Source organism: Crenobacter luteus (genome assembly GCF_004345725.1).
GTDB lineage: Bacteria > Pseudomonadota > Gammaproteobacteria > Burkholderiales > Chromobacteriaceae > Crenobacter > Crenobacter luteus.
The window spans coordinates 18359-36419 of record NZ_SLXG01000024.1 but is presented as its reverse complement, the minus strand read 5'-3'; the positions used below and the strand labels follow the sequence as shown (position 1 = coordinate 36419).

The following is an 18061-nucleotide window of genomic DNA, read 5'->3' as shown; positions in this document are numbered from 1 at the left end:
GCAGGCTTCCGCATGAGGGAACAAGCGGAGCAGGAGCAGAAATTTTTAACCGACTTTACCAAGTAGGTCTTGGCCCTAATCCTGGGGGCAGGTCATTGGCTCATGGCTCCATTCTCTCAAGCAAGGGAGCCTCCGCGAACGCCGGGGCGATTCAGGTAGCGGGTTTGGTCACACAAACAGCTTACCTTGCACCGCCGTTCTCACATCCGGCTTTTACCTCACATTCCCATTATTCCGTGAAGAACCACAAAAAAGCGGGGCCGGGCCGTCAGAAGACGACCCGGCCCCGCGTGCGGCACGCGCCCTTCAGTTGAGCAGGAAGAACTCCACCAGCGCGTTCTTGAACACGAAACCCAGCACGCCGACGCCGAGCGCGAGGAACAGCACGAAGGTGCCGAAGCGGCCGGCGCCCGACTTCTTGCCCAGATCCCAGATGATGAAACACATGAAGACGATCAGGCCGCCGACCAGCACGATCATCGCGATATTGGAAAACTGCTCTTCGGACACGAGGTTGCGCTCCCGCTCAATGACGATGGATGGCGACCATTATACGCCGCCGGCCGGACGCGGCGCGCGCAGCACCAGCGCGACGCCGAGCGCGGCGACGGCCATGCCGGCCAGCGCTGGCGCACTCAGCCGCTCGCCGAACAACAGCCACGCCTCCAGCGCGGTCAGCCCCGGCACCAGATAGAAATAACTGACCACGCGCGCGACCTCGCCCTCGCGGATCATGCGCATCAAGAGCAGGATGGCCGCCACCGACAGCGCGAGCACGCTCCAGATCATCGCCACCCATAACTCGGGCGACCAGACGACGGGGTGGTCGCGCTCAAGGACCCAAGCCAGCGCGCCGGTGAACAGCAGGGTCGCCAGATACTGGTGGAAGGTGCCGGCGATCAGGTCGACACCAGCCGCGTAACGCTTCTGGTACAGCGTGCCGACGGTGATGCCGGCGAGCGCGAACACCGTCCACGCGAGGCCCGGACCGGCGTGAAAATCGAGCCCGCGCGTGCCGGCGACCACCAGCAGCGTGCCGGCGAAGCCGACGCCGAGCCCCAGCCACTGCCGCGTCGCCAGCGCCTCGCCGAACGCGAAGCGCGACAGCAGCGCGGTCAGCAAGGGCTGCAGGCCGACGATCAGCGCGGTCAGGCCGGCCGGCACCTCGGCCTTGATCGCGGCGAACACGCCGCCGAGGTAGACGCCGTGTACCAGGAGGCCGCTCAGCCACTGCCGGCGCGCGACGGCGAGGCTGGGCCACGGCAGCGCGTAGACGCGCATCAGCACGAAAAAGCACACCAGCGTCAGCGCCATCCTGAACGCGAGGAAGGTGAACGGGCCGATATACGGCAAGCCGAGTTTGGCGCCGATGAAGCCGGTGCTCCACAGGCCGACGAAGGCCCACGGCACCCAGCCGAGCGAGGCGTGCGATCGAGTCATGATGTCGACGGCCGGGTTGGCCGAGGTGGTACGGCGCCAGCCCGCCAGCGGGGCAGGCCGGCGCCGGGTGAAAGGAAAAGCCGCCTCGTGGGCGGCTTTGCTCGAGCGGGTGCGCGACGCGCGGCCCGCTTACTTGTTCAGGCGACCGGCGATGCGCATGCGCAGCGCGTTCAGCTTGATGAAACCGCCGGCGTCGGCCTGGTTGTAGGCGCCGCCGTCGTCGTCGAAGGTCGCGATGTTCATGTCGAACAGCGAGTTGGTCTTCGAGTCGCGCGACACGACGATCACGTTGCCCTTGTACAGCTTCAGGCGCACCCAGCCGTTGACGGTGGTCTGCGTGTAGTCGATCAGGGTCTGCAGCGCCTTGCGCTCCGGCGCCCACCAGTAGCCGTTGTAGATCAGGCTGGCGTAGCGCGGCATCAGGTCGTCCTTCAGGTGCGCCACTTCGCGGTCGAGGGTGATCGACTCGATCGCGCGGTGCGCCTTCAGGATGATGGTGCCGCCCGGGGTTTCGTAGCAGCCGCGCGACTTCATGCCGACGTAGCGGTTCTCGACCAGGTCGAGGCGGCCGATGCCGTGCTTGCCGCCCAGCTCGTTCAGCTTGGCGAGCACCTCGTGCGCCTTCAGGCGCACGCCGTTCAGCGCGACGATGTCGCCGTTCTCGAACTCGACGTCGAGGTATTCGGGCGCGTCCGGCGCCGCCTCCGGCGACACGGTCCAGCGCCACATCGACTCTTCGGCCTCGGCCGACGGGTTCTCGAGGTGACGGCCCTCGTAGGAGATGTGCAGGAGGTTGGCGTCCATCGAGTACGGTGCACCGCCGTTCTTGTGTTTGGCTTCGACCGGGATGCCGTTCTTCTCGGCGTAGGCCAAGAGCTTCTCGCGCGACAAGAGGTCCCACTCGCGCCACGGCGCGATCACCTTCACGTCCGGCTTCAGGCCGTAGTAGCCGAGCTCGAAGCGCACCTGGTCGTTGCCCTTGCCGGTCGCGCCGTGCGATACCGCGTCGGCGCCGGTCAGGTTGGCGATCTCGATCTGGCGCTTGGCGATCAGCGGACGCGCGATCGAGGTGCCGAGCAGGTATTCGCCTTCGTACACGGTGTTGGCGCGGAACATCGGGAACACGAAGTCGCGCACGAACTCTTCGCGCAGGTCGTCGATGAAGATGTTTTCCGGCTTGATGCCGAACTTCAGCGCCTTCTCGCGCGCCGGATCGAGTTCTTCACCCTGGCCGAGGTCGGCGGTGAAGGTCACCACTTCGCATTGATAGGTGTCTTGCAGCCACTTCAGGATCACCGAAGTGTCGAGGCCGCCCGAGTAGGCGAGTACGACTTTCTTGATATCGGACATGATGGTTGTTTTCCAGCGTAAAAACGGGTCGAGGTTGGCCGAGGGCGGAACGCCTCAGTCGTGTACTTGGCCCAGAAGCAAATACTCTATCAGCGCCTTCTGCACGTGCATACGGTTTTCGGCCTCGTCCCACACCACCGACTGCGGACCGTCGATCACCTCGGCGGCGACCTCCTCGCCGCGGTGCGCCGGCAGGCAATGCATGAACAAGGCGTCCGGACGGGCCGCCGCCATCAGCGCGGCATCGACCATGAAGCCGTCGAAGGCCTGGCGGCGCGCCTCGGCCTCGGCCTCGAAGCCCATGCTGGTGAACACGTCGGTGGTGACGAGGTCGGCGTCCTTGGCCGCCAGTTTCGGGTCGGTGTAGGCCTCGTAGCAGTCGCTGTAGTCGACGCCGTCGAGCACGGTCAGCTCGTAGCCCTTGGGCGTGGCGACCTTGAGTTTGAAACCGAGGATCTTGGCCGCCTGCAGCCAGGTGCGCGCCATATTGTTGCCGTCGCCGATCCAGGCCACCGTCTTGCCGGCGATGCTGCCGCGATGCTCGAGGTAGGTGAACACGTCGGCGAGGATCTGACAGGGATGGTATTCGTTGGTCAGCCCGTTGATCACCGGCACGCGCGAGTTGGCCGCCAGCGTCTCGACCGTGGCCTGCTCGAAGGTGCGGATCATGATGATGTCGCTCATGCGCGACAGCACGCGCGCGGTGTCCTCCACCGGTTCGCCGCGGCCGAGCTGCGAGCTCTTGCCGTCGAGGAACATCGCGTGGCCGCCCAGTTGCGACATGCCGGCCTCGAAGGAGACGCGGGTGCGGGTCGAATTCTTCTCGAAGATCATCGTCATGACCTTGCCGACCAGCGGCCGGTACAGCTCGCCGGCATCGCGTCGTCGCTTCAGGATCGCGGCGCGCTCGAAGACGTGGGTCAATGCCTCGCGGGACAGATCGCTGAATTGAAGAAAGTGCCTGGCTTGGGTCATGGTGGGGTTCCAAAAAATAATGCCACCGCGCACATGAGGGCGTCTCGGGTGCGGGTGGCACGACTTACGCGGTTCTTTGATCGGCTTGTCGCTCGACCGCCGCCGTTTCACCGGCCCGGCGGAATTATAAAAATGCGACAACTTTTATATTTATCGGAAATCATGGGCGCTGACAAGCCGTCAGCCCTCGGGGCTACCCTCGGTGCGCACCCTCTCCTCGTCGGCCGACAGCACCCTGAGCGTGGCGCCGTCCGCGCCGGCGTCCAGCCCGTGCACCTCGACCGACCGCGCGCCGCCGACCAGCCGCGCCAGGTAGTCGAGCACCGCCGCGTCGATACGCTGCCCCGGCACCAGCACCGGGATGCCGGGCGGATACGGCACCACCTGGTCGCAGCTGACGCGGCCGAGCAGCGCCGGGTTGGCCGAGCCTTGCCCGACCAGCAGCGGCACGCGCTCGCCAGTTTCGAAGAAAGCGTCGCGCGGCAGGCAAGCAAGCGGCGATATGCCCGGCAACGGTGCAAGCTTGAGCGGGCGCAGCGGCGCGGCGCGGCGCCGCTCGCGCGCCAACTGTGCCAGCGCGTCGGCCAGCCGCTCCAGCTTGGCGCGCGTGCTACCGAGCGACACGAGAAAGGTGATCGTGTTGTGGGTGGTCTTCTCGACCTGGATGTTGAAGCGCCCGAACAACGCGGCGCGCACGGCCTCGGCCGGCAGGCCGCTTGGCGTGACGTCGACGGTCAGCTTGGTCGGATCGAGCCTGACGCCGTCGCCGGCGAGTTCGGCCGGCACCAGGTCGTCGAGCGTCAGCACGCGGAACACGCCGGTCGCGTCGATGCGCTCGCGCAGCTCGGCGGCAAACGCGAGCGCACGCGAAAGCAGCGTGTAGCCTTCCATCACCGCCTGGCGGCGCGCGACGTCGAGGCTCGCGATCAGCGCGTACTGCGGGCTGGTCGACGCGAACATATTGAAGTTCTCGCGGAACAGGCGGGCGTCGAAGCCGGGGTCGTTGACGTGGACCATGGCGGCCTGCGACAGCGCCGACAGCCCCTTGTGCGTGCTGTGCGTCACGTAGTCGGCGCCGGCCTCGAGCGCGGTCGGCCGCAGCGCCGGGTGGAAGCGGCCGTGCGTGTACCACGCCTCGTCGACCACCACCTTGATGCCGCGCGCGTGCGCCGCCTCGACCAGCGGAGCCAGGTCGTAGCGCAAGCCGTCGTAGGTGCACGAGGTCAGCATCAGCGCGCGCGCCTTGGGATGCGCGTCGATCGCGTCGAGGATCACCCGGCGCGGCAAGGGGCCGAACAGGCCGTAGCGATGGTTCGGCGTCGACGGCAGATACACCGGCCGCGCGCCGGACAGGATCACGCCGTGGTGGACCGATTTGTGGCAGTTGCGGTCGAGCAGCAGCACGTCGCCCGGCGCGAGCAAGGTCTGCAGGATCACCTTGTTCGACGTCGAGCTGCCGTTGGTGACGAAGAAGGTGGCGCGGGCGCCGAAGGCCTCGGCCGCCAGCGCCTGCGCGCGCGCGATCACACCGGTCGGCGCCAAGAGCGAATCGAGCGTCGGCACCGACACCGACAGGTCGGCGCGCAGCAGGTTCTCGCCGACGAAGTCGTGGAAGTCGCCGACCCACGGGCTGCCGCGGAACGAGTCGCCGCCCGAATGGCCCGGCGTGTGCCAGGAGTCCTTCGCCATCGCGACGTAGCGCCTGAGCGCGTCGTAGAACGGTGTCGCCGATTTCTCGGCCAGACCGGCCGACAGGGTGCGGCACCAGCCGGCCGCGTCGACCGCGTCGCGGCGAAAGACGCCGTCGAGCGGTGCGTCGTCGAAACCGGCCCCGCCGCACCCGGGCACGATCGCATACAGCGACAACTCGGGGCGGAAGGCCTTGAGCCGGGCGGGCAACTCGCGCGCCGCGTCGCCGCCGGCCGCGTCGACCAGCACGGTCTGGACCGCGCCGTCGCGCGCCACCTCGGCCAAGGCGCCGGCGGCGTCGGCGACGACGGCAAAACGAAGGCCGAACGGGTCCGTGCGCCGCGCGGCGGCGGCCCCGAGCGCGGCGACGAGCCCGGCCAGCCCCGGCTCGTCGCCGACCAGCAGTACGCGCGCTTGCGGTTTCATCGCTGCCCTTTCCGTTTTCCCCTCCTTCCTAGATAGGACAGGGCGACCCGGCCGGCCGCGCTGAAGTACAATGCCGGGATGCTGACCGACGCCGAAAAAAACGCCATCCGCGACCACTATCGCGCCATTTCCGACAAACTACCGGGCTTCAGGCCGCGCGCCGCGCAGCGCCGCATGTTGGCCGAGGTCGCCAACGCCTTCGCGCGCGCGCAGGAAAAGGGCGAGGACGACGAACTCCCCGAACGCGAGGGCGAGAGCATCGTCGTCGTCGAGGGGCCGACCGGCGTCGGCAAGAGTCTCGCCTACCTGCTGGCCGGCGGCGTGATGGCGCGCTCGCGCGGCAAGAAGCTGGTCGTCACCAGCGCGACCGTCGCGCTGCAGGAGCAACTGGTCAACCGCGACCTGCCGTTCGTGGTCGAGAACAGCGGCCTGCCGCTGACCTTCGCGCTGGCCAAGGGCCGCGGCCGCTACCTGTGCCCCTACCGCCTCTACCAGCACACCGCCGAACACGCGCAGGGCGAGCTGCTCGGCCACGACCCCGACCTCGCGGTGTGGGACAAGAAGCCGGAGGCCGCCGAGATCGCCGCGCTCAAGGAGCTGGCCGACGCCTTCTACTACCGGCGCTGGAACGGCGACCGCGACGCCTGGCCGACGATGGTCGACGACGCGCTGTGGAGCCGCGTCACCAACGACCGTCACGGCTGCCTGAAGATGGCCTGCCCGAACCGGCCCGAATGCCCGTTCTACCTCGCGCGCGACACGCTGGAAAACGTCGACGTCGTCGTCGCCAACCACGACCTGCTGCTGGCCGACGTCGCGATGGGCGGCGGCGTGATCCTGCCGCCGCCCGACGCCAGCTTCTACTGCATCGACGAGGCGCACCACCTGGCCAAGAAGGCGGTCAACCAGTTCGCCGCCGAGCATTCGCACAGCCAGGCGATGTTCTGGCTCGACAAGGTTGCGCAGGTCGCCGGCCGCGTCGAAGGGCTGACCGGCAAGGGCGAAGCGGCCGCCGGCGCCTGCGACGCCGCCGCGGCGGCGATGGAAAGCCTGACCGAATGGCTGTGGCTGCTCGAGAGCGAGCCGGCGCTGGCCGCCGACAGCGAGAACCTCGAACCGTCGTGGCTGATCGACGACGGTCGGCTGCCCGAGCACCTGAAGATTCCGGCGTCCAACCTCGCGCTCGCCGCGCGCATGGTCGTCAAGCACCTGACGGCGCTGTCCGACGCCCTGGCCGAGGCCCGCAAGCTCAACAGCACCGACACGCCCTTGATCGACAAGGCCGCCAGCGACCTCGGCTTCCTCGTCGGCCGCGCCGAGCAACTGAACGCGGTGTGGGACCTGTTCGAACAGGAGCCGGCCGAGGACGCGCCGCCGATCGCCAAGTGGATCACGCGCGTCCCCGGCGGCAAGGGCGACTACCGCTTCTCGGCCTCGCCGGTGTCGGCGGCCGCCAGCCTCGCCGGCACGCTGTGGCGCCGCGCCGCCGGCGCCCTCTTGACCTCGGCGACGCTGCGCTCGCTCGGCGCCTTCGACCTCTTGCTGTCGCAGACCGGCCTGAAGTGGCTACCCAAGACCGAGTGCGTCGCGCTCGACTCGCCGTTCAACTTCCCCGAGCAGGGCGAACTCTACCTGCCGCCGCTGTACGCCAGCCCGAAGGACCCGGCCGCGCACACGCGCGAGATCGTCGAATGGCTGCCCAGGCTGGTCGACCTCGCCGAGGCGGTCGGCACGCTGGTGCTGTTTTCTTCGCGTAAACAAATGCACGACGTCGCCGCCGCGTTGCCGACCGGATTTCGCGAGAATCTATTGATTCAGGGCGAATTACCGAAATCGGTTTTGCTCGAACGCCATTACGAAAATTTATCTACTTCAAAAGCCAGCGTGATATTCGGCCTGGATTCTTTTGCCGAAGGTCTCGACCTGCCGGGCGAGGCCTGCGTGCACGTCATCATCGTCAAGCTGCCGTTCGCGATGCCGGACGACCCGGTCGGTAAAACCCTTGCCAGATGGGTCGAGAAGCGCGGTGGCAACCCCTTCGTCGAGATCACCGTGCCCGAGGCGTCGATCAAGCTGGTGCAGGCGGTCGGCCGGCTGATCCGCACCGAGCAGGATTATGGTCGCGTGACCATTATGGATAACCGCATCGTGCGCCAAAGCTACGGCAAAAGGCTGCTCGCTTCCCTGCCGCCTTTTAAGCGCATCTGAATTGGGCGTAAAATAAGGAAAGCGGCGAAATAATCCGTCGCCGCTCGGAATCAATAAAAATATATTCGGGTTTTCCCTAAATTTGCGCCTAATATCGCCATGATCTGCAACCCATACGAAATTGTCATCCAGGGCCTGACTTCCGAAGGCCGCACCTTCCGCCCCAGCGACTGGGCCGAACGCCTCTGCGGCATACTCGCCTCCTTCGACGAATCGCAAAAGCTCTCCTACCACGCCTTCGTCCGCCCGATGATGCTTGAGGGCGTGCGCTGCGTCGCCGTCGACAAGAAGCTCGAACGCATCAACCCGAACGCCTTCCAGTTCCTGCTCGACTTCGCGCGCGACAACGACCTGCGCGTGGTCGACTGCCGCACGCTGATCGACGAGGTCTACCCGAACCGCTTCCTCGCATGACCCGCTTGTCTTAGAACTTACTCTTTCAATATTTCATCTTTGCATAACATTTTCATCACAAAGCGCGTATAAACTTGCCCGCAAGCAGATGACATTCTGATTGCATGCCTTTACAAGTGAATCCGACGTATCGGACACTATACAGCGCTTCGCCCAACCACACTCGATGGAGATGTTTGCAATGCACAATTATAAGAAGCTCGCCCTGATCGTGGCTTCCGCTCTGGCCCTGCCGGTCGCCGCCCATGCCGACGTGACCCTGTACGGCTTCGTCAGCGGCGGCTACGAATCGCTGAAAACCGAAACCGTCAGCGGCGAGAAGAAGACGCTGTCGCGCGTGACCGACAACACCTCGCGCATCGGCTTCAAGGGCAACGAAGACCTCGGCAACGGCCTGAAGGCGATCTGGCAGGTCGAGCAATCGCTGCAGATCGACGGCGCCAACGACCTGAGCACCGGCACGCTGGGCACCCGCAACACCTTCGTCGGCCTGCAAGGCGGCTTCGGCACCGCGCTGCTCGGCCACTACGACTCGGCGTACAAGCGCCTGACCGACGTCGGCCTGAACGTGATGGGCGACACCGCCGCCGACACCCACGGCAGCAACAACGTCTACAGCCGCCGCGAAGCGCGCCTGAAAAACAGCGTGCACTACACCTCGGCCAACTTCTCCGGCTTCCAGTTCGGCGCCTCCTACGGCTTCGACGAAGACGGCACCAAGAGCGCCGACCGCTGGTCGCTCGGCGCCAGCTACGGCAACGGCGGCCTGAAGCTCGGCCTGGGCTACGACCAGGCGGACCTCGACACCGCGACCGAAGACAATACCAACGCCTGGAAGGCCGCGGCCAGCTACAAGTTCGCCACCGGCACCTTCGTCGGCGCCGGCTTCGAGCGCGCCAAGACCGAATACAAGAACGGCAACCCGAGCCGCACCCAGAATGACTGGCTGGTCGCGGCCGGCCAGGATATCGGCAACCTGCAGCTGGTCGCCTCGTACGGCAAGCTCGGCAAGCAGAAGAACGGCGCTGAGAAGGAGGGCGAAGCCAAGCAGTGGCTGGTCGGCGCCAATTACAACCTGTCCAAGCGCACCCAGGTCAAGGCCTTTGCGACCAAGACCGACAACGAGAGCGGCGCTTCCGTCCGCGTCGACACGCTGGCGAGCACCGGCTTTGCCGCCGGCACCGACCAGACCGTCTACGGCCTGGGCCTGAAGCACTCGTTCTAATCCGGGCTCTCCCGGGAAGTCAGCTTTTACGGGCACCGCAAGGTGCCCGTTTTTGTTTGTGTTAAACTGACGTTTTGCCGATTCAAGCTCCTTCCCAGCATGCCCGTCGAGATCAAGACCCCCGAAGACATCGAGAAAATGCGCGTCGCCGGCCGCCTGGCCTCCGAGGTGCTCGACTACATCACGCCGTTCGTCAAGGTCGGCGTCACGACCGAGGAGCTGGACAAGCTCTGCCACGACTACATGGTCACGGTGCAGGGCACCATTCCGGCGCCGCTGAACTACGCACCGGACGGTCACAATCCGTATCCGAAGTCGGTGTGCACCTCGGTCAACCACGTGATCTGCCACGGCATCCCGAACGACAAGCCGCTGAAGAACGGCGACATCGTCAACATCGACGTCACCGTGATCAAGGACGGCTACCACGGCGATACCAGCCGCATGTTCATGGTCGGCGAGGTCAGCCCGCACGCGCGCCGCCTGGCCAAGGTCACCTACGAATGCATGTGGAAGGGCATCGAGAAGATCCGGCCCGGCGCGCGGCTCGGCGACATCGGCTACGCCTGCCAGCAGCACGCCGAGGCGAACGGCTACAGCGTGGTGCAGGAGTTCTGCGGCCACGGCATCGGCAAGCGCTTCCACGAGGAGCCGCAGATCCTCCATTACGGCCGTCCCGGCACCGGCATGGAACTGAAGGCCGGCATGATCTTCACCGTCGAGCCGATGATCAACCAGGGCAAGCGCCACCTGCGCCTGCTCGCCGACGGCTGGACCGTCGTGACCAAGGACCGCAGCCTGTCGGCGCAGTGGGAGCACACCGTGCTCGTCACCGACACCGGCTTCGAGATCCTGACCCAGTCCGAAGGCACGCCGGCGCGGCCGAGCTTCAAGTAAAGCGCGACCACGTTGGCCGAGCCCGCGAAAAAACCAGCCCCCGGGCTGGTTTTTTCGTGCCCGCCACCCGCGACGGCGACGGCGCCTTTTTTCCTCCCGCCACACGCCCGCCGCGCCGGCGGGACAGCCGGCGGAAATTAGCGGTCGGCGCCGATCGCGCCGATCAGCTTTTGCAGCGCCGGCATGATTTCCTTCTCCGGCACGCCGGCGTAGCCGAGCAAGAGGCCGGGACGCGCGCGCGCCGCATCCTGGTAGTACTGCGACAGCGGCCGCACCACCAGGCCGGCGCGCCGTGCCGCCTCGGTCGCCGCGCGGTCGTCGCCGTCGAGCTTGAGCACCAGGTGCAGTCCGGCCTGGCTGTCGTGCGACAGCACCCTGCCCTCGCCCAGCTCGCTGCGTATGCCGTCGAGCAGCCGCTCGCGCCGCTCGCCGTACAGCAGGCGCATGCGACGGATGTGCGCGACGAAGTGCCCCTCGGCGATGAAGTCGGCGAGGATGGCCTGCTCGAGCTGATGGCCGGCGCGATACAGCTCGGACAGCGCGACGCGGAACGGCTCGACCAGCGGCTTGGGCAGCACCAGATAGCCCATCCTCATGCTCGGGAACACCGTCTTGCTGAAGGTGCCGACGTAGAGCACGCGCCCGGCGGTGTCCAGCCCCTGCAAGGACGCCAGCGGACGGCCGCCGTAGCGGAACTCGCTGTCGTAGTCGTCCTCGACCACCCAGGCGTCGTGCTGGCGCGCCATCTCGAGCAGCGCGCGACGGCGCGCGAGGCTCATCACCGCGCCGGTCGGGTACTGGTGCGACGGCGTGACGAACACCAGCCGCGGCGGCGCGTTCCAGTCGTCCGGCTGCGGGTTCAGCCCCTCGTCGTCGACCGGGATCGCGCGTACCGCCAGCCCCGACGTGTTCAGCAGGTTGCGGATTCCCCAGTAGCCGGGCTCCTCGATCCACGCGGTGTCGCCGGGGTCGGACAGCATGCACAGGATCAGGTCGATCGCCTGGTGGATGCCGTGCGTGATCACGATCTGGCCGGGCTCGCAGTCGACCGAGCGCGCGACCTTCAGGTAGTCGGCCAGCGCCACCCTGAGCGGCTCGTGGCCGCCGCTCTGGCCGTAGGTCAGCCACTGCGGCCCGGGCCGGCGCCACACCTTGTTCTGGATGCGCGTCCAGGTGCGGTAGGGAAATGCCGTCACGTCGGGCACGCCGGGCACGAAGGCGCCCCACTGCACCGACAGCGCGCCAGCCTGCCCGACCAGCCGCGCCCCGCGCGCCGACAGCCGGCCGACGCCGGGCCCGCCACCCGCGGACTTGGCCGAGCCCTCGGCGCGCATGCTGTCCTCGGGCCGCGTGTCGGCGACGTAGGTGCCGCTGCCGGTGCGCGCGGTCACGTAGCCCTCGGCCAACAACTGTTCGAAGGCGTACATCACCGTGTTGCGCGACAAGCCCAAATCTTTCGCCAGTTCGCGCGTGGTCGGCAGCCGGTTGCCGGCCCTGAGCGTGCCGTCGAGGATCAGCTCGCGCAGCAAGAGGTAGAGCTGGCGGTTCTTCGGCAGCGGCGCGTCGCGCTCGAGCTTCTGCAGCAACAGGTCGGTCAGCACGGCAAATTGGCTCCATCAAAAAAACAGAATCGGCTCTACGAACAAGGCCAAAGTTACCTTGTAATGACTCCCGACACCAGCCCCGCCAAGACAAGAGCGGACGGGCTGCCTCAAGGGAGAAACGGAATGAGCAACGCCAATTTGCAGGAACGGAAAAACGCCGCCACCCCGCGCGGGGTCGGCGTGATGTGCGACTTCTACGCCGCGCGCGCCGAGGGCGCCGAGCTGTGGGACGTCGAGGGCCGCCGCTTCATCGACTTCGCCGCCGGCATCGCGGTGCTGAACACCGGCCACCGCCACCCGAAGCTGGTCGCCGCGATCGAGGCGCAGCTGAAGGCCTTCACGCACACCGCCTACCAGATCGTGCCGTACGAGAGCTACGTGGCGCTGGCCGAAAAGATCAACGCGCGCGCGCCGATCGCCGGCGCCGCCAAGACCGCCTTCTTCACCACCGGCGCCGAAGCGGTCGAAAACGCGGTCAAGATCGCGCGCGCCGCCACCGGCCGCACCGGCCTGATCGCGTTCGCCGGCGGCTTCCACGGCCGCACCATGATGGGCATGGCGCTGACCGGCAAGGTGGCGCCGTACAAGGTCGGCTTCGGCCCCTTCCCGGGCGAGGTCTACCACGCGCCGTTCCCGAACGCCGCGCACGGCGTGACCGTCGACGCCGCGCTCGCCGCGCTGCACACGCTGTTCAAGGCCGACATCGACCCGGCGCGCGTCGCGGCGATCATCCTCGAACCGGTGCAGGGCGAAGGCGGCTTCAACGTCGCGCCGCCCGAATTCATGACCGCGCTGCGCGAGATCTGCGACCAACACGGCATCCTCCTGATCGCCGACGAGGTGCAGACCGGTTTCGCGCGCACCGGCAGCCTGTTCGCGATGGATCAGTACCCGGTCAAGGCCGACCTGATCACCATGGCCAAGTCGCTGGCCGGCGGCATGCCGCTGTCGGGCGTGGTCGGCCGCAAAGACGTCATGGACGCGCCGGCGCCCGGCGGCCTCGGCGGCACCTACGCCGGCAACCCGCTGGCGGTCGCGTCGGCGCTCGCCGTGCTCGAGGTGATCGACGAGGAAAAGCTGTGCGAGCGCGCCCGGGCGCTCGGCGACAAGCTGATTTCCTTCCTTAACGCGCGCCGCGACGCGGTGCCGCAGATCGCCGACGTGCGCGGCCTCGGTTCGATGGTCGCGGTCGAATTCAACGACGCCGCCGGCCAGCCGGACGCGAACTTCGCCAAGAAGGTGCAGCAGCACGCGCTGAATAACGGGCTGTTGCTGCTGACCTGCGGCACTTACGGCAACGTGATCCGCTTCCTCTACCCGCTGACGATTGCCGACGCGCTGTTCGACGAAGCGCTCGCCAAGCTCGACGCCGCCCTCAAACAATAATTCGCTCGCCCGGCCAACCTCGACCACAGGTTGGCCGAGCCCGGGAGCCCTGCCATGCAAAACCTCAAAGACCCGTCGCTGTTCCGCCAGCAGGCCTATATCGGCGGCGAATGGTGCGACGCGCTCGACGGCGCCCGCTTCGCCGTCACCAACCCGGCCACCGGCGAGCTGCTCGGCCATGTGCCGCGCATGGGCAAGACCGAGACCGAGCGCGCCGTCGCCGCCGCGAGCCAGGCCTTCGCCGCCTGGCGCGCGCAGCCGGCCAAGGCGCGCGCCGCCGTGCTGCGCCGCTGGTACGAGCTGATGCTGGCCAACGCCGACGACCTCGCGCGCATCATGACGCTCGAACAGGGCAAGCCCTTGGCCGAGGCCCGCGGCGAAGTCGCCTACGCGGCCAGTTTCATCGAATGGTTCGCCGAGGAGGCCAAGCGCGTCTACGGCGACACCATCCCGGCGCCGACCGCGGACAAGCGCCTTCTCGTCACCAAGGAGCCGATCGGCGTCACCGCCGCGATCACGCCGTGGAACTTCCCTGCCGCGATGATCACCCGCAAGGCCGCGCCGGCGCTGGCCGCCGGCTGCCCGATGGTGGTCAAGCCGGCCGAGCAGACGCCGTTCTCGGCGCTGGCGCTGGCGGTGTTGGCCGAGCGCGCCGGGCTGCCCAAGGGGCTGTTGAGCGTCGTCACCGGCGACGCGGCCGCGATCGGCGGCGTGCTGACCGCCAGCCCCGTGGTCAAGAAGCTGTCGTTCACCGGCTCGACCGAGATCGGCCGCCTCTTGATGCGCCAGAGCGCCGACACGATCAAGAAGCTGTCGCTCGAACTGGGCGGCAACGCGCCCTTCATCGTGTTCGACGACGCCGACCTCGACGCGGCGGTCGAGGGCGTGCTGGCGTCGAAGTTCCGCAACACCGGCCAGACCTGCGTATGCGCGAACCGCATCTACGTGCAGGCCGGCGTCTACGAACGCTTCGCCGACAAGCTGGTCGCCGCGGTCTCGCGGCTGACGGTCGGCAACGGCCTCGACGCGGCGAGCACGCAAGGCCCGCTGATCGACGAGGCGGCGCTGGCCAAGGTCGAGGACCACATCGCCGACGCGCGCGAAAAGGGCGCGACCGTGCTGCTGGGCGGCGCGCGCCACGCGCTGGGCGGCACCTTCTTCGCGCCGACCGTGCTGGCCGGCGTCACGCAGGCGATGAAGGTCGCGCGCGAGGAAACCTTCGGCCCGCTCGCGCCGCTGTTCCGCTTCGACACCGAAGAAGAAGCGATAGGCTACGCGAACGACACCGAGTTCGGCCTGGCCGCCTACTTCTTCAGCCGCGACATCGGCCGCGTCTGGCGCGTCGCCGAGGCGCTCGAGTACGGCATGGTCGGCGTCAACACCGGCCTGATCTCGAACGAGATGAGCCCCTTCGGCGGCGTCAAGCAGTCTGGCCTCGGTCGCGAGGGCTCGAAGTACGGCCTCGACGAGTACCTGGAGATCAAGTACCTCTGCATGGCCCTGTAAGCCGTTCCCGGCCCGGCGGCCGACCACGACCACAAGAGTCGGGCGGCCGCCGGGTCTTCATGTCGTGAAATAGAGAGAGAAACCAGCATGCGCGAACTCAACCAAGCCACCCTCAACCCGCCCGCCGGCGCCGCCGGCCACGACGAGGCGGGTTGCACCCTCGAAGTCAAGAAACTGACCTTCCTCGAAGGCGTCGCGATGATCGTCGGCACCAATATCGGCGCCGGCGTGCTGTCGATCGCCTTCGCCAGCCGCAAGGCGGGCTTCATGCCGCTGTTGTTCTGGCTGACGCTGGCCGGCGTCTTCACCACCATCTCGATGCTCTACGTCGCCGAGACCACGCTGCGCACGCGCGCGCACTTCCAGCTCTCGGGCCTCGCGAAGAAATACCTCGGCGGCTTCGGCGCCTGGCTGATCTTCGCGTCGGTCGCGGTCAACAGCGTCGGCGCGCTGATCGCCTACATGAGCGGCAGCGGCAAGATACTGTCCGCCTTCCTCGGCGTATCGCCAGAAACCGGCAGCCTGATCTTCTTCGTGCCGGCGGCGCTGGTGCTCTTTCTCGGCCTCAAGGCGATCGGCGCGGCCGAGAAGTGGATCTGCGCCGGCATGCTGGCGATGCTCGCGACGCTGATCGGCGCGACCGCCCTCTCCGGCCAGGCGGATCTCGCGCGCCTCGTCGACGGCAGCTGGATCTACATGATCCCGGTGTTCAACGTCGCGGTGTTCTGCTTCTCGGCGCAGTACATCGTGCCGGAGATGGCGCGCGGCTTCGAGCACGACCCGAAACAACTGCCGCGCGCCATCGTCACCGGCATGGGCATCACCTATCTGCTTCTGGCGCTGGTGCCGCTGTCGGTGATCGCGCTGACCGGCCTGTCGGGCCTGACCGAGGTCGCGACGCTGGCCTGGGGCCAGGCGCTCGGCGAGTGGGCCTTCTACACCGCCAACCTGTTCGCGCTGTGCGCGATGCTGACCTCGTACTGGGGCCTGGGCGGCAGCTTCCTGACCAATATCTTCGACAAGTTCCGCCTCGGCGCCGAATCGCGCACCGGCACCCGCCTCGCGGTGCTGGCCGTCGTCGCGCTGCCGCCGTTCGCGCTCGCCTACAGCGGCCTGGTCGGCTTCGTGAACGCGCTCTACTTCGCCGGCGCCTTCAGCGGCGTGATCCTGTCGATCCTGCCCATCCTGATGCTGCGCGCCGCGCGCCGCAGCGGCGACCACGCACCGGCCTGGCGCTGCGGCTGGATCGCCAACCCGCTGCTGCAGGGCGCGGTCGTCGCGATCTACCTGGCCAGCGCCGTCTACGCGATCGCCAGCGGCCTGGGCTTTTTGCCCGCCGGCTGGTAAGACCGGGCCTTCCTCGGCGGACCACCCGTTCTGCCCTTGCCCCCCGCCAGCGCGGGGGGCTTTTTTGCGTCCGGCGCCCGGGGGGGGGGGCCGTCGCTCCTCGCCGGCGCAAAAAAGCCCCGGACATGTCCGGGGCCCGGCCTCGCTCTGGAAGCGGCTCAGCGCTGCGTCGCCAGCCAGGCGGCGGTGTCGTCGAGCGCGCGCGCGAAACGGTCGAACAGCTCGTCGATGTCGGCCTCGCTCACCACCAGCGGCGGGCAGAAGGCGATGGTGTCGCCGCCCAGCGCGCGCACGATCAGGCCGTGCGCCTCGGCGCGCGCCTGGCAGTAGGCGGCGACGCCCAGCGCGGCCGCAAAGCCCCTGCGGCTTGCCTTGTCGGACACCAGCTCGACCGCGCCGATCAGGCCGACGCCGCGTGCCTCGCCGACCAGCGGGTGGTCGGCGAAGGCCCTGAGGCGCGACTGGAAGCGGTCCGCCACGGCGGCGGCGCGCTCGACGACGCGGCGCTGCTGCATCAATTCGAGGTTCTTCAGCGCGACCGCCGCGCACACCGGGTGGCCGCTGTAGGTGTAGCCGTGGCCGAACACGCCGAGATCCTTGCTGCCGGCCTCCAGCACCTCGTACATGCGGTCTGGGATCAGCACCGCGCTGATCGGCTGGTAGCCGGACGACAGCGCCTTGGCGAGCGACATCGTGTCCGGCCGCATGCCGAGCGTCTGCGAACCGAACCACCGGCCGGTGCGGCCGAAGCCGCAGATCACCTCGTCGTCGATCAGCAGGATGTCGTGACGCTCGAGCACCGCCTGGACCTTCTCGAAGTAGCCGGCCGGCGGCACGACCACGCCGCCGGCGCCCATCACCGGCTCGGCGATGAAGGCGGCGATGGTGTCGGCGCCTTCCTTCACGATCAGCGCTTCGAGTTCATCGGCGAGGCGGGTCGAGAATTCCTCTTCGGTCTCGCCGGGCAGGCCCTCGCGGTAGAAGTGCGGGCAGCGCACGCGGCGCACGTAGTCGAGCGGCAGGTCGAAACCCTTGTGGTTGACCGCCAGACCGGTCAGCGTCGCCGCGCCGAGCGTGACGCCGTGGTAGGCGCGCTCGCGCGCGATGATCTTTTTCTTCTCGGGGCGGCCGATCAGGTTGTTGTAGTACCAGATCAGCTTGATCTGCGTGTCGTTGGCGTCCGAGCCGGAATGGCCGAAGAACACCTTGCCGGCGGAAAACGGCGCCAGCTCCTTGAGCTTCTCGGCCAAGAGGATCGCCGGCTCGTGACTCTTGCTGCCGAACAGGTGCGAGTACGACAGCTTGCGCACCTGCTCGGCGGCGGCCTCGGCCAACTCGGGCACGCCGTAGCCGAGCGCGGCGCACCACAGCCCGGCCATGCCCTCGATGTAGCGGCGGCCCTCGCTGTCCCACACGTGGATGCCCTCGCCGCGCTCGATGATCAGCGGGCCTTGGGCGGCGTGGCGGCCGAGGTGGGTGGTCGGGTGCAACAGCGCGGCGCGGTCGCGCAGCGAGAGGTCGGCGGTGCTCATGGCGTGGTCTCCGGGGTGAACGTGCGGCTGCACGCGATGCCGTATTTCACACCCTATTGGCC

Annotated in this window: 13 protein-coding genes and 1 pseudogene; 7 read left to right on the top strand and 7 right to left on the bottom strand. The window is 67.7% G+C overall.

Features of this window, described 5'->3' with window-relative positions:
• Nucleotides 1-306 precede the first annotated feature (306 nt).
• The 5 genes from EV683_RS12415 to EV683_RS12395 form a co-directional block, all read right to left on the bottom strand.
• Nucleotides 307-510, bottom strand: coding sequence for a DUF2788 domain-containing protein (locus EV683_RS12415; protein ID WP_066614101.1), 204 nt, complete (start codon nt 508-510; stop codon nt 307-309).
• A gap of 39 nt (nt 511-549) precedes the next feature.
• Nucleotides 550-1440 carry a DMT family transporter gene (locus EV683_RS12410; protein ID WP_131862993.1) on the bottom strand — a complete coding sequence of 297 codons (891 nt, stop codon included), beginning with the start codon at nt 1438-1440 and terminating at the stop codon, nt 550-552.
• Nucleotides 1441-1569: 129 nt separating this feature from the next.
• Nucleotides 1570-2790: an argininosuccinate synthase gene (locus tag EV683_RS12405; protein WP_066614096.1), complete on the bottom strand. Its 1221-nt coding sequence runs from the start codon at nt 2788-2790 to the stop codon at nt 1570-1572.
• Between the two features lie 54 nt (nt 2791-2844).
• Nucleotides 2845-3765 (bottom strand): ornithine carbamoyltransferase, encoded by a 921-nt coding sequence (gene argF, locus EV683_RS12400; protein WP_131862992.1) that lies wholly within the window; start codon nt 3763-3765, stop codon nt 2845-2847.
• A 180-nt stretch (nt 3766-3945) separates the two neighbouring features.
• Nucleotides 3946-5880, bottom strand: a complete 1935-nt coding sequence (locus tag EV683_RS12395; protein WP_131862991.1) for an aminotransferase class I/II-fold pyridoxal phosphate-dependent enzyme — start codon at nt 5878-5880, stop codon at nt 3946-3948.
• A gap of 78 nt (nt 5881-5958) precedes the next feature.
• Between EV683_RS12395 and dinG the strand changes: the two genes are divergently transcribed.
• The 4 genes and pseudogenes from dinG to map all read left to right on the top strand — a co-directional run bounded on the left by dinG (nt 5959) and on the right by map (nt 10624).
• Nucleotides 5959-8088, top strand: coding sequence for an ATP-dependent DNA helicase DinG (dinG, locus tag EV683_RS12390; RefSeq protein ID WP_131862990.1), 2130 nt, complete (start codon nt 5959-5961; stop codon nt 8086-8088).
• 99 nt (nt 8089-8187) lie between these two features.
• Nucleotides 8188-8475 (top strand): annotated as a pseudogene (locus EV683_RS12385) (DUF3579 domain-containing protein); the annotation flags it as partial.
• Nucleotides 8476-8683: 208 nt separating this feature from the next.
• Entirely contained in the window at nt 8684-9727 is a 1044-nt protein-coding gene (locus tag EV683_RS12380; RefSeq protein WP_243694760.1) for a porin, read from the top strand.
• Between the two features lie 99 nt (nt 9728-9826).
• Nucleotides 9827-10624 (top strand): type I methionyl aminopeptidase, encoded by a 798-nt coding sequence (gene map / locus EV683_RS12375; protein ID WP_066614084.1) that lies wholly within the window; start codon nt 9827-9829, stop codon nt 10622-10624.
• Nucleotides 10625-10761: 137 nt separating this feature from the next.
• On the opposite strand, the gene pdxR is transcribed toward map, so the two are convergent.
• Nucleotides 10762-12225, bottom strand: coding sequence for a MocR-like pyridoxine biosynthesis transcription factor PdxR (pdxR, locus tag EV683_RS12370; RefSeq protein ID WP_131862988.1), 1464 nt, complete (start codon nt 12223-12225; stop codon nt 10762-10764).
• 126 nt (nt 12226-12351) lie between these two features.
• On the opposite strand from pdxR, the gene EV683_RS12365 reads away from it, so the two are divergent.
• The 3 genes from EV683_RS12365 to EV683_RS12355 all read left to right on the top strand — a co-directional run bounded on the left by EV683_RS12365 (nt 12352) and on the right by EV683_RS12355 (nt 16467).
• Nucleotides 12352-13614, top strand: coding sequence for a 4-aminobutyrate--2-oxoglutarate transaminase (locus tag EV683_RS12365; RefSeq protein ID WP_131862987.1), 1263 nt, complete (start codon nt 12352-12354; stop codon nt 13612-13614).
• Between the two features lie 54 nt (nt 13615-13668).
• Nucleotides 13669-15120, top strand: a complete 1452-nt coding sequence (gene gabD, locus EV683_RS12360) for an NADP-dependent succinate-semialdehyde dehydrogenase (RefSeq protein WP_131862986.1) — start codon at nt 13669-13671, stop codon at nt 15118-15120.
• Nucleotides 15121-15207: 87 nt separating this feature from the next.
• Nucleotides 15208-16467, top strand: a complete 1260-nt coding sequence (locus tag EV683_RS12355) for an aromatic amino acid transport family protein (RefSeq protein WP_066614076.1) — start codon at nt 15208-15210, stop codon at nt 16465-16467.
• Nucleotides 16468-16625: 158 nt separating this feature from the next.
• On the opposite strand, the gene EV683_RS12350 is transcribed toward EV683_RS12355, so the two are convergent.
• Nucleotides 16626-17999, bottom strand: coding sequence for an aminotransferase (locus EV683_RS12350; RefSeq protein ID WP_131862985.1), 1374 nt, complete (start codon nt 17997-17999; stop codon nt 16626-16628).
• Nucleotides 18000-18061 lie beyond the last annotated feature (62 nt).

Coding starts and splice junctions, on each gene's coding strand:
- EV683_RS12410 (WP_131862993.1), bottom strand. CDS start 1,440: ATGACTCGATCGCACGCCTCGCTCGGCTGGGTGCCGTGGGCCTTCGTC.
- EV683_RS12405 (WP_066614096.1), bottom strand. CDS start 2,790: ATGTCCGATATCAAGAAAGTCGTACTCGCCTACTCGGGCGGCCTCGAC.
- argF (WP_131862992.1), bottom strand. CDS start 3,765: ATGACCCAAGCCAGGCACTTTCTTCAATTCAGCGATCTGTCCCGCGAG.
- EV683_RS12395 (WP_131862991.1), bottom strand. CDS start 5,880: ATGAAACCGCAAGCGCGCGTACTGCTGGTCGGCGACGAGCCGGGGCTG.
- dinG (WP_131862990.1), top strand. CDS start 5,959: ATGCTGACCGACGCCGAAAAAAACGCCATCCGCGACCACTATCGCGCC.
- EV683_RS12380 (WP_243694760.1), top strand. CDS start 8,684: ATGCACAATTATAAGAAGCTCGCCCTGATCGTGGCTTCCGCTCTGGCC.
- map (WP_066614084.1), top strand. CDS start 9,827: ATGCCCGTCGAGATCAAGACCCCCGAAGACATCGAGAAAATGCGCGTC.
- EV683_RS12365 (WP_131862987.1), top strand. CDS start 12,352: ATGAGCAACGCCAATTTGCAGGAACGGAAAAACGCCGCCACCCCGCGC.
- gabD (WP_131862986.1), top strand. CDS start 13,669: ATGCAAAACCTCAAAGACCCGTCGCTGTTCCGCCAGCAGGCCTATATC.
- EV683_RS12355 (WP_066614076.1), top strand. CDS start 15,208: ATGCGCGAACTCAACCAAGCCACCCTCAACCCGCCCGCCGGCGCCGCC.
- EV683_RS12350 (WP_131862985.1), bottom strand. CDS start 17,999: ATGAGCACCGCCGACCTCTCGCTGCGCGACCGCGCCGCGCTGTTGCAC.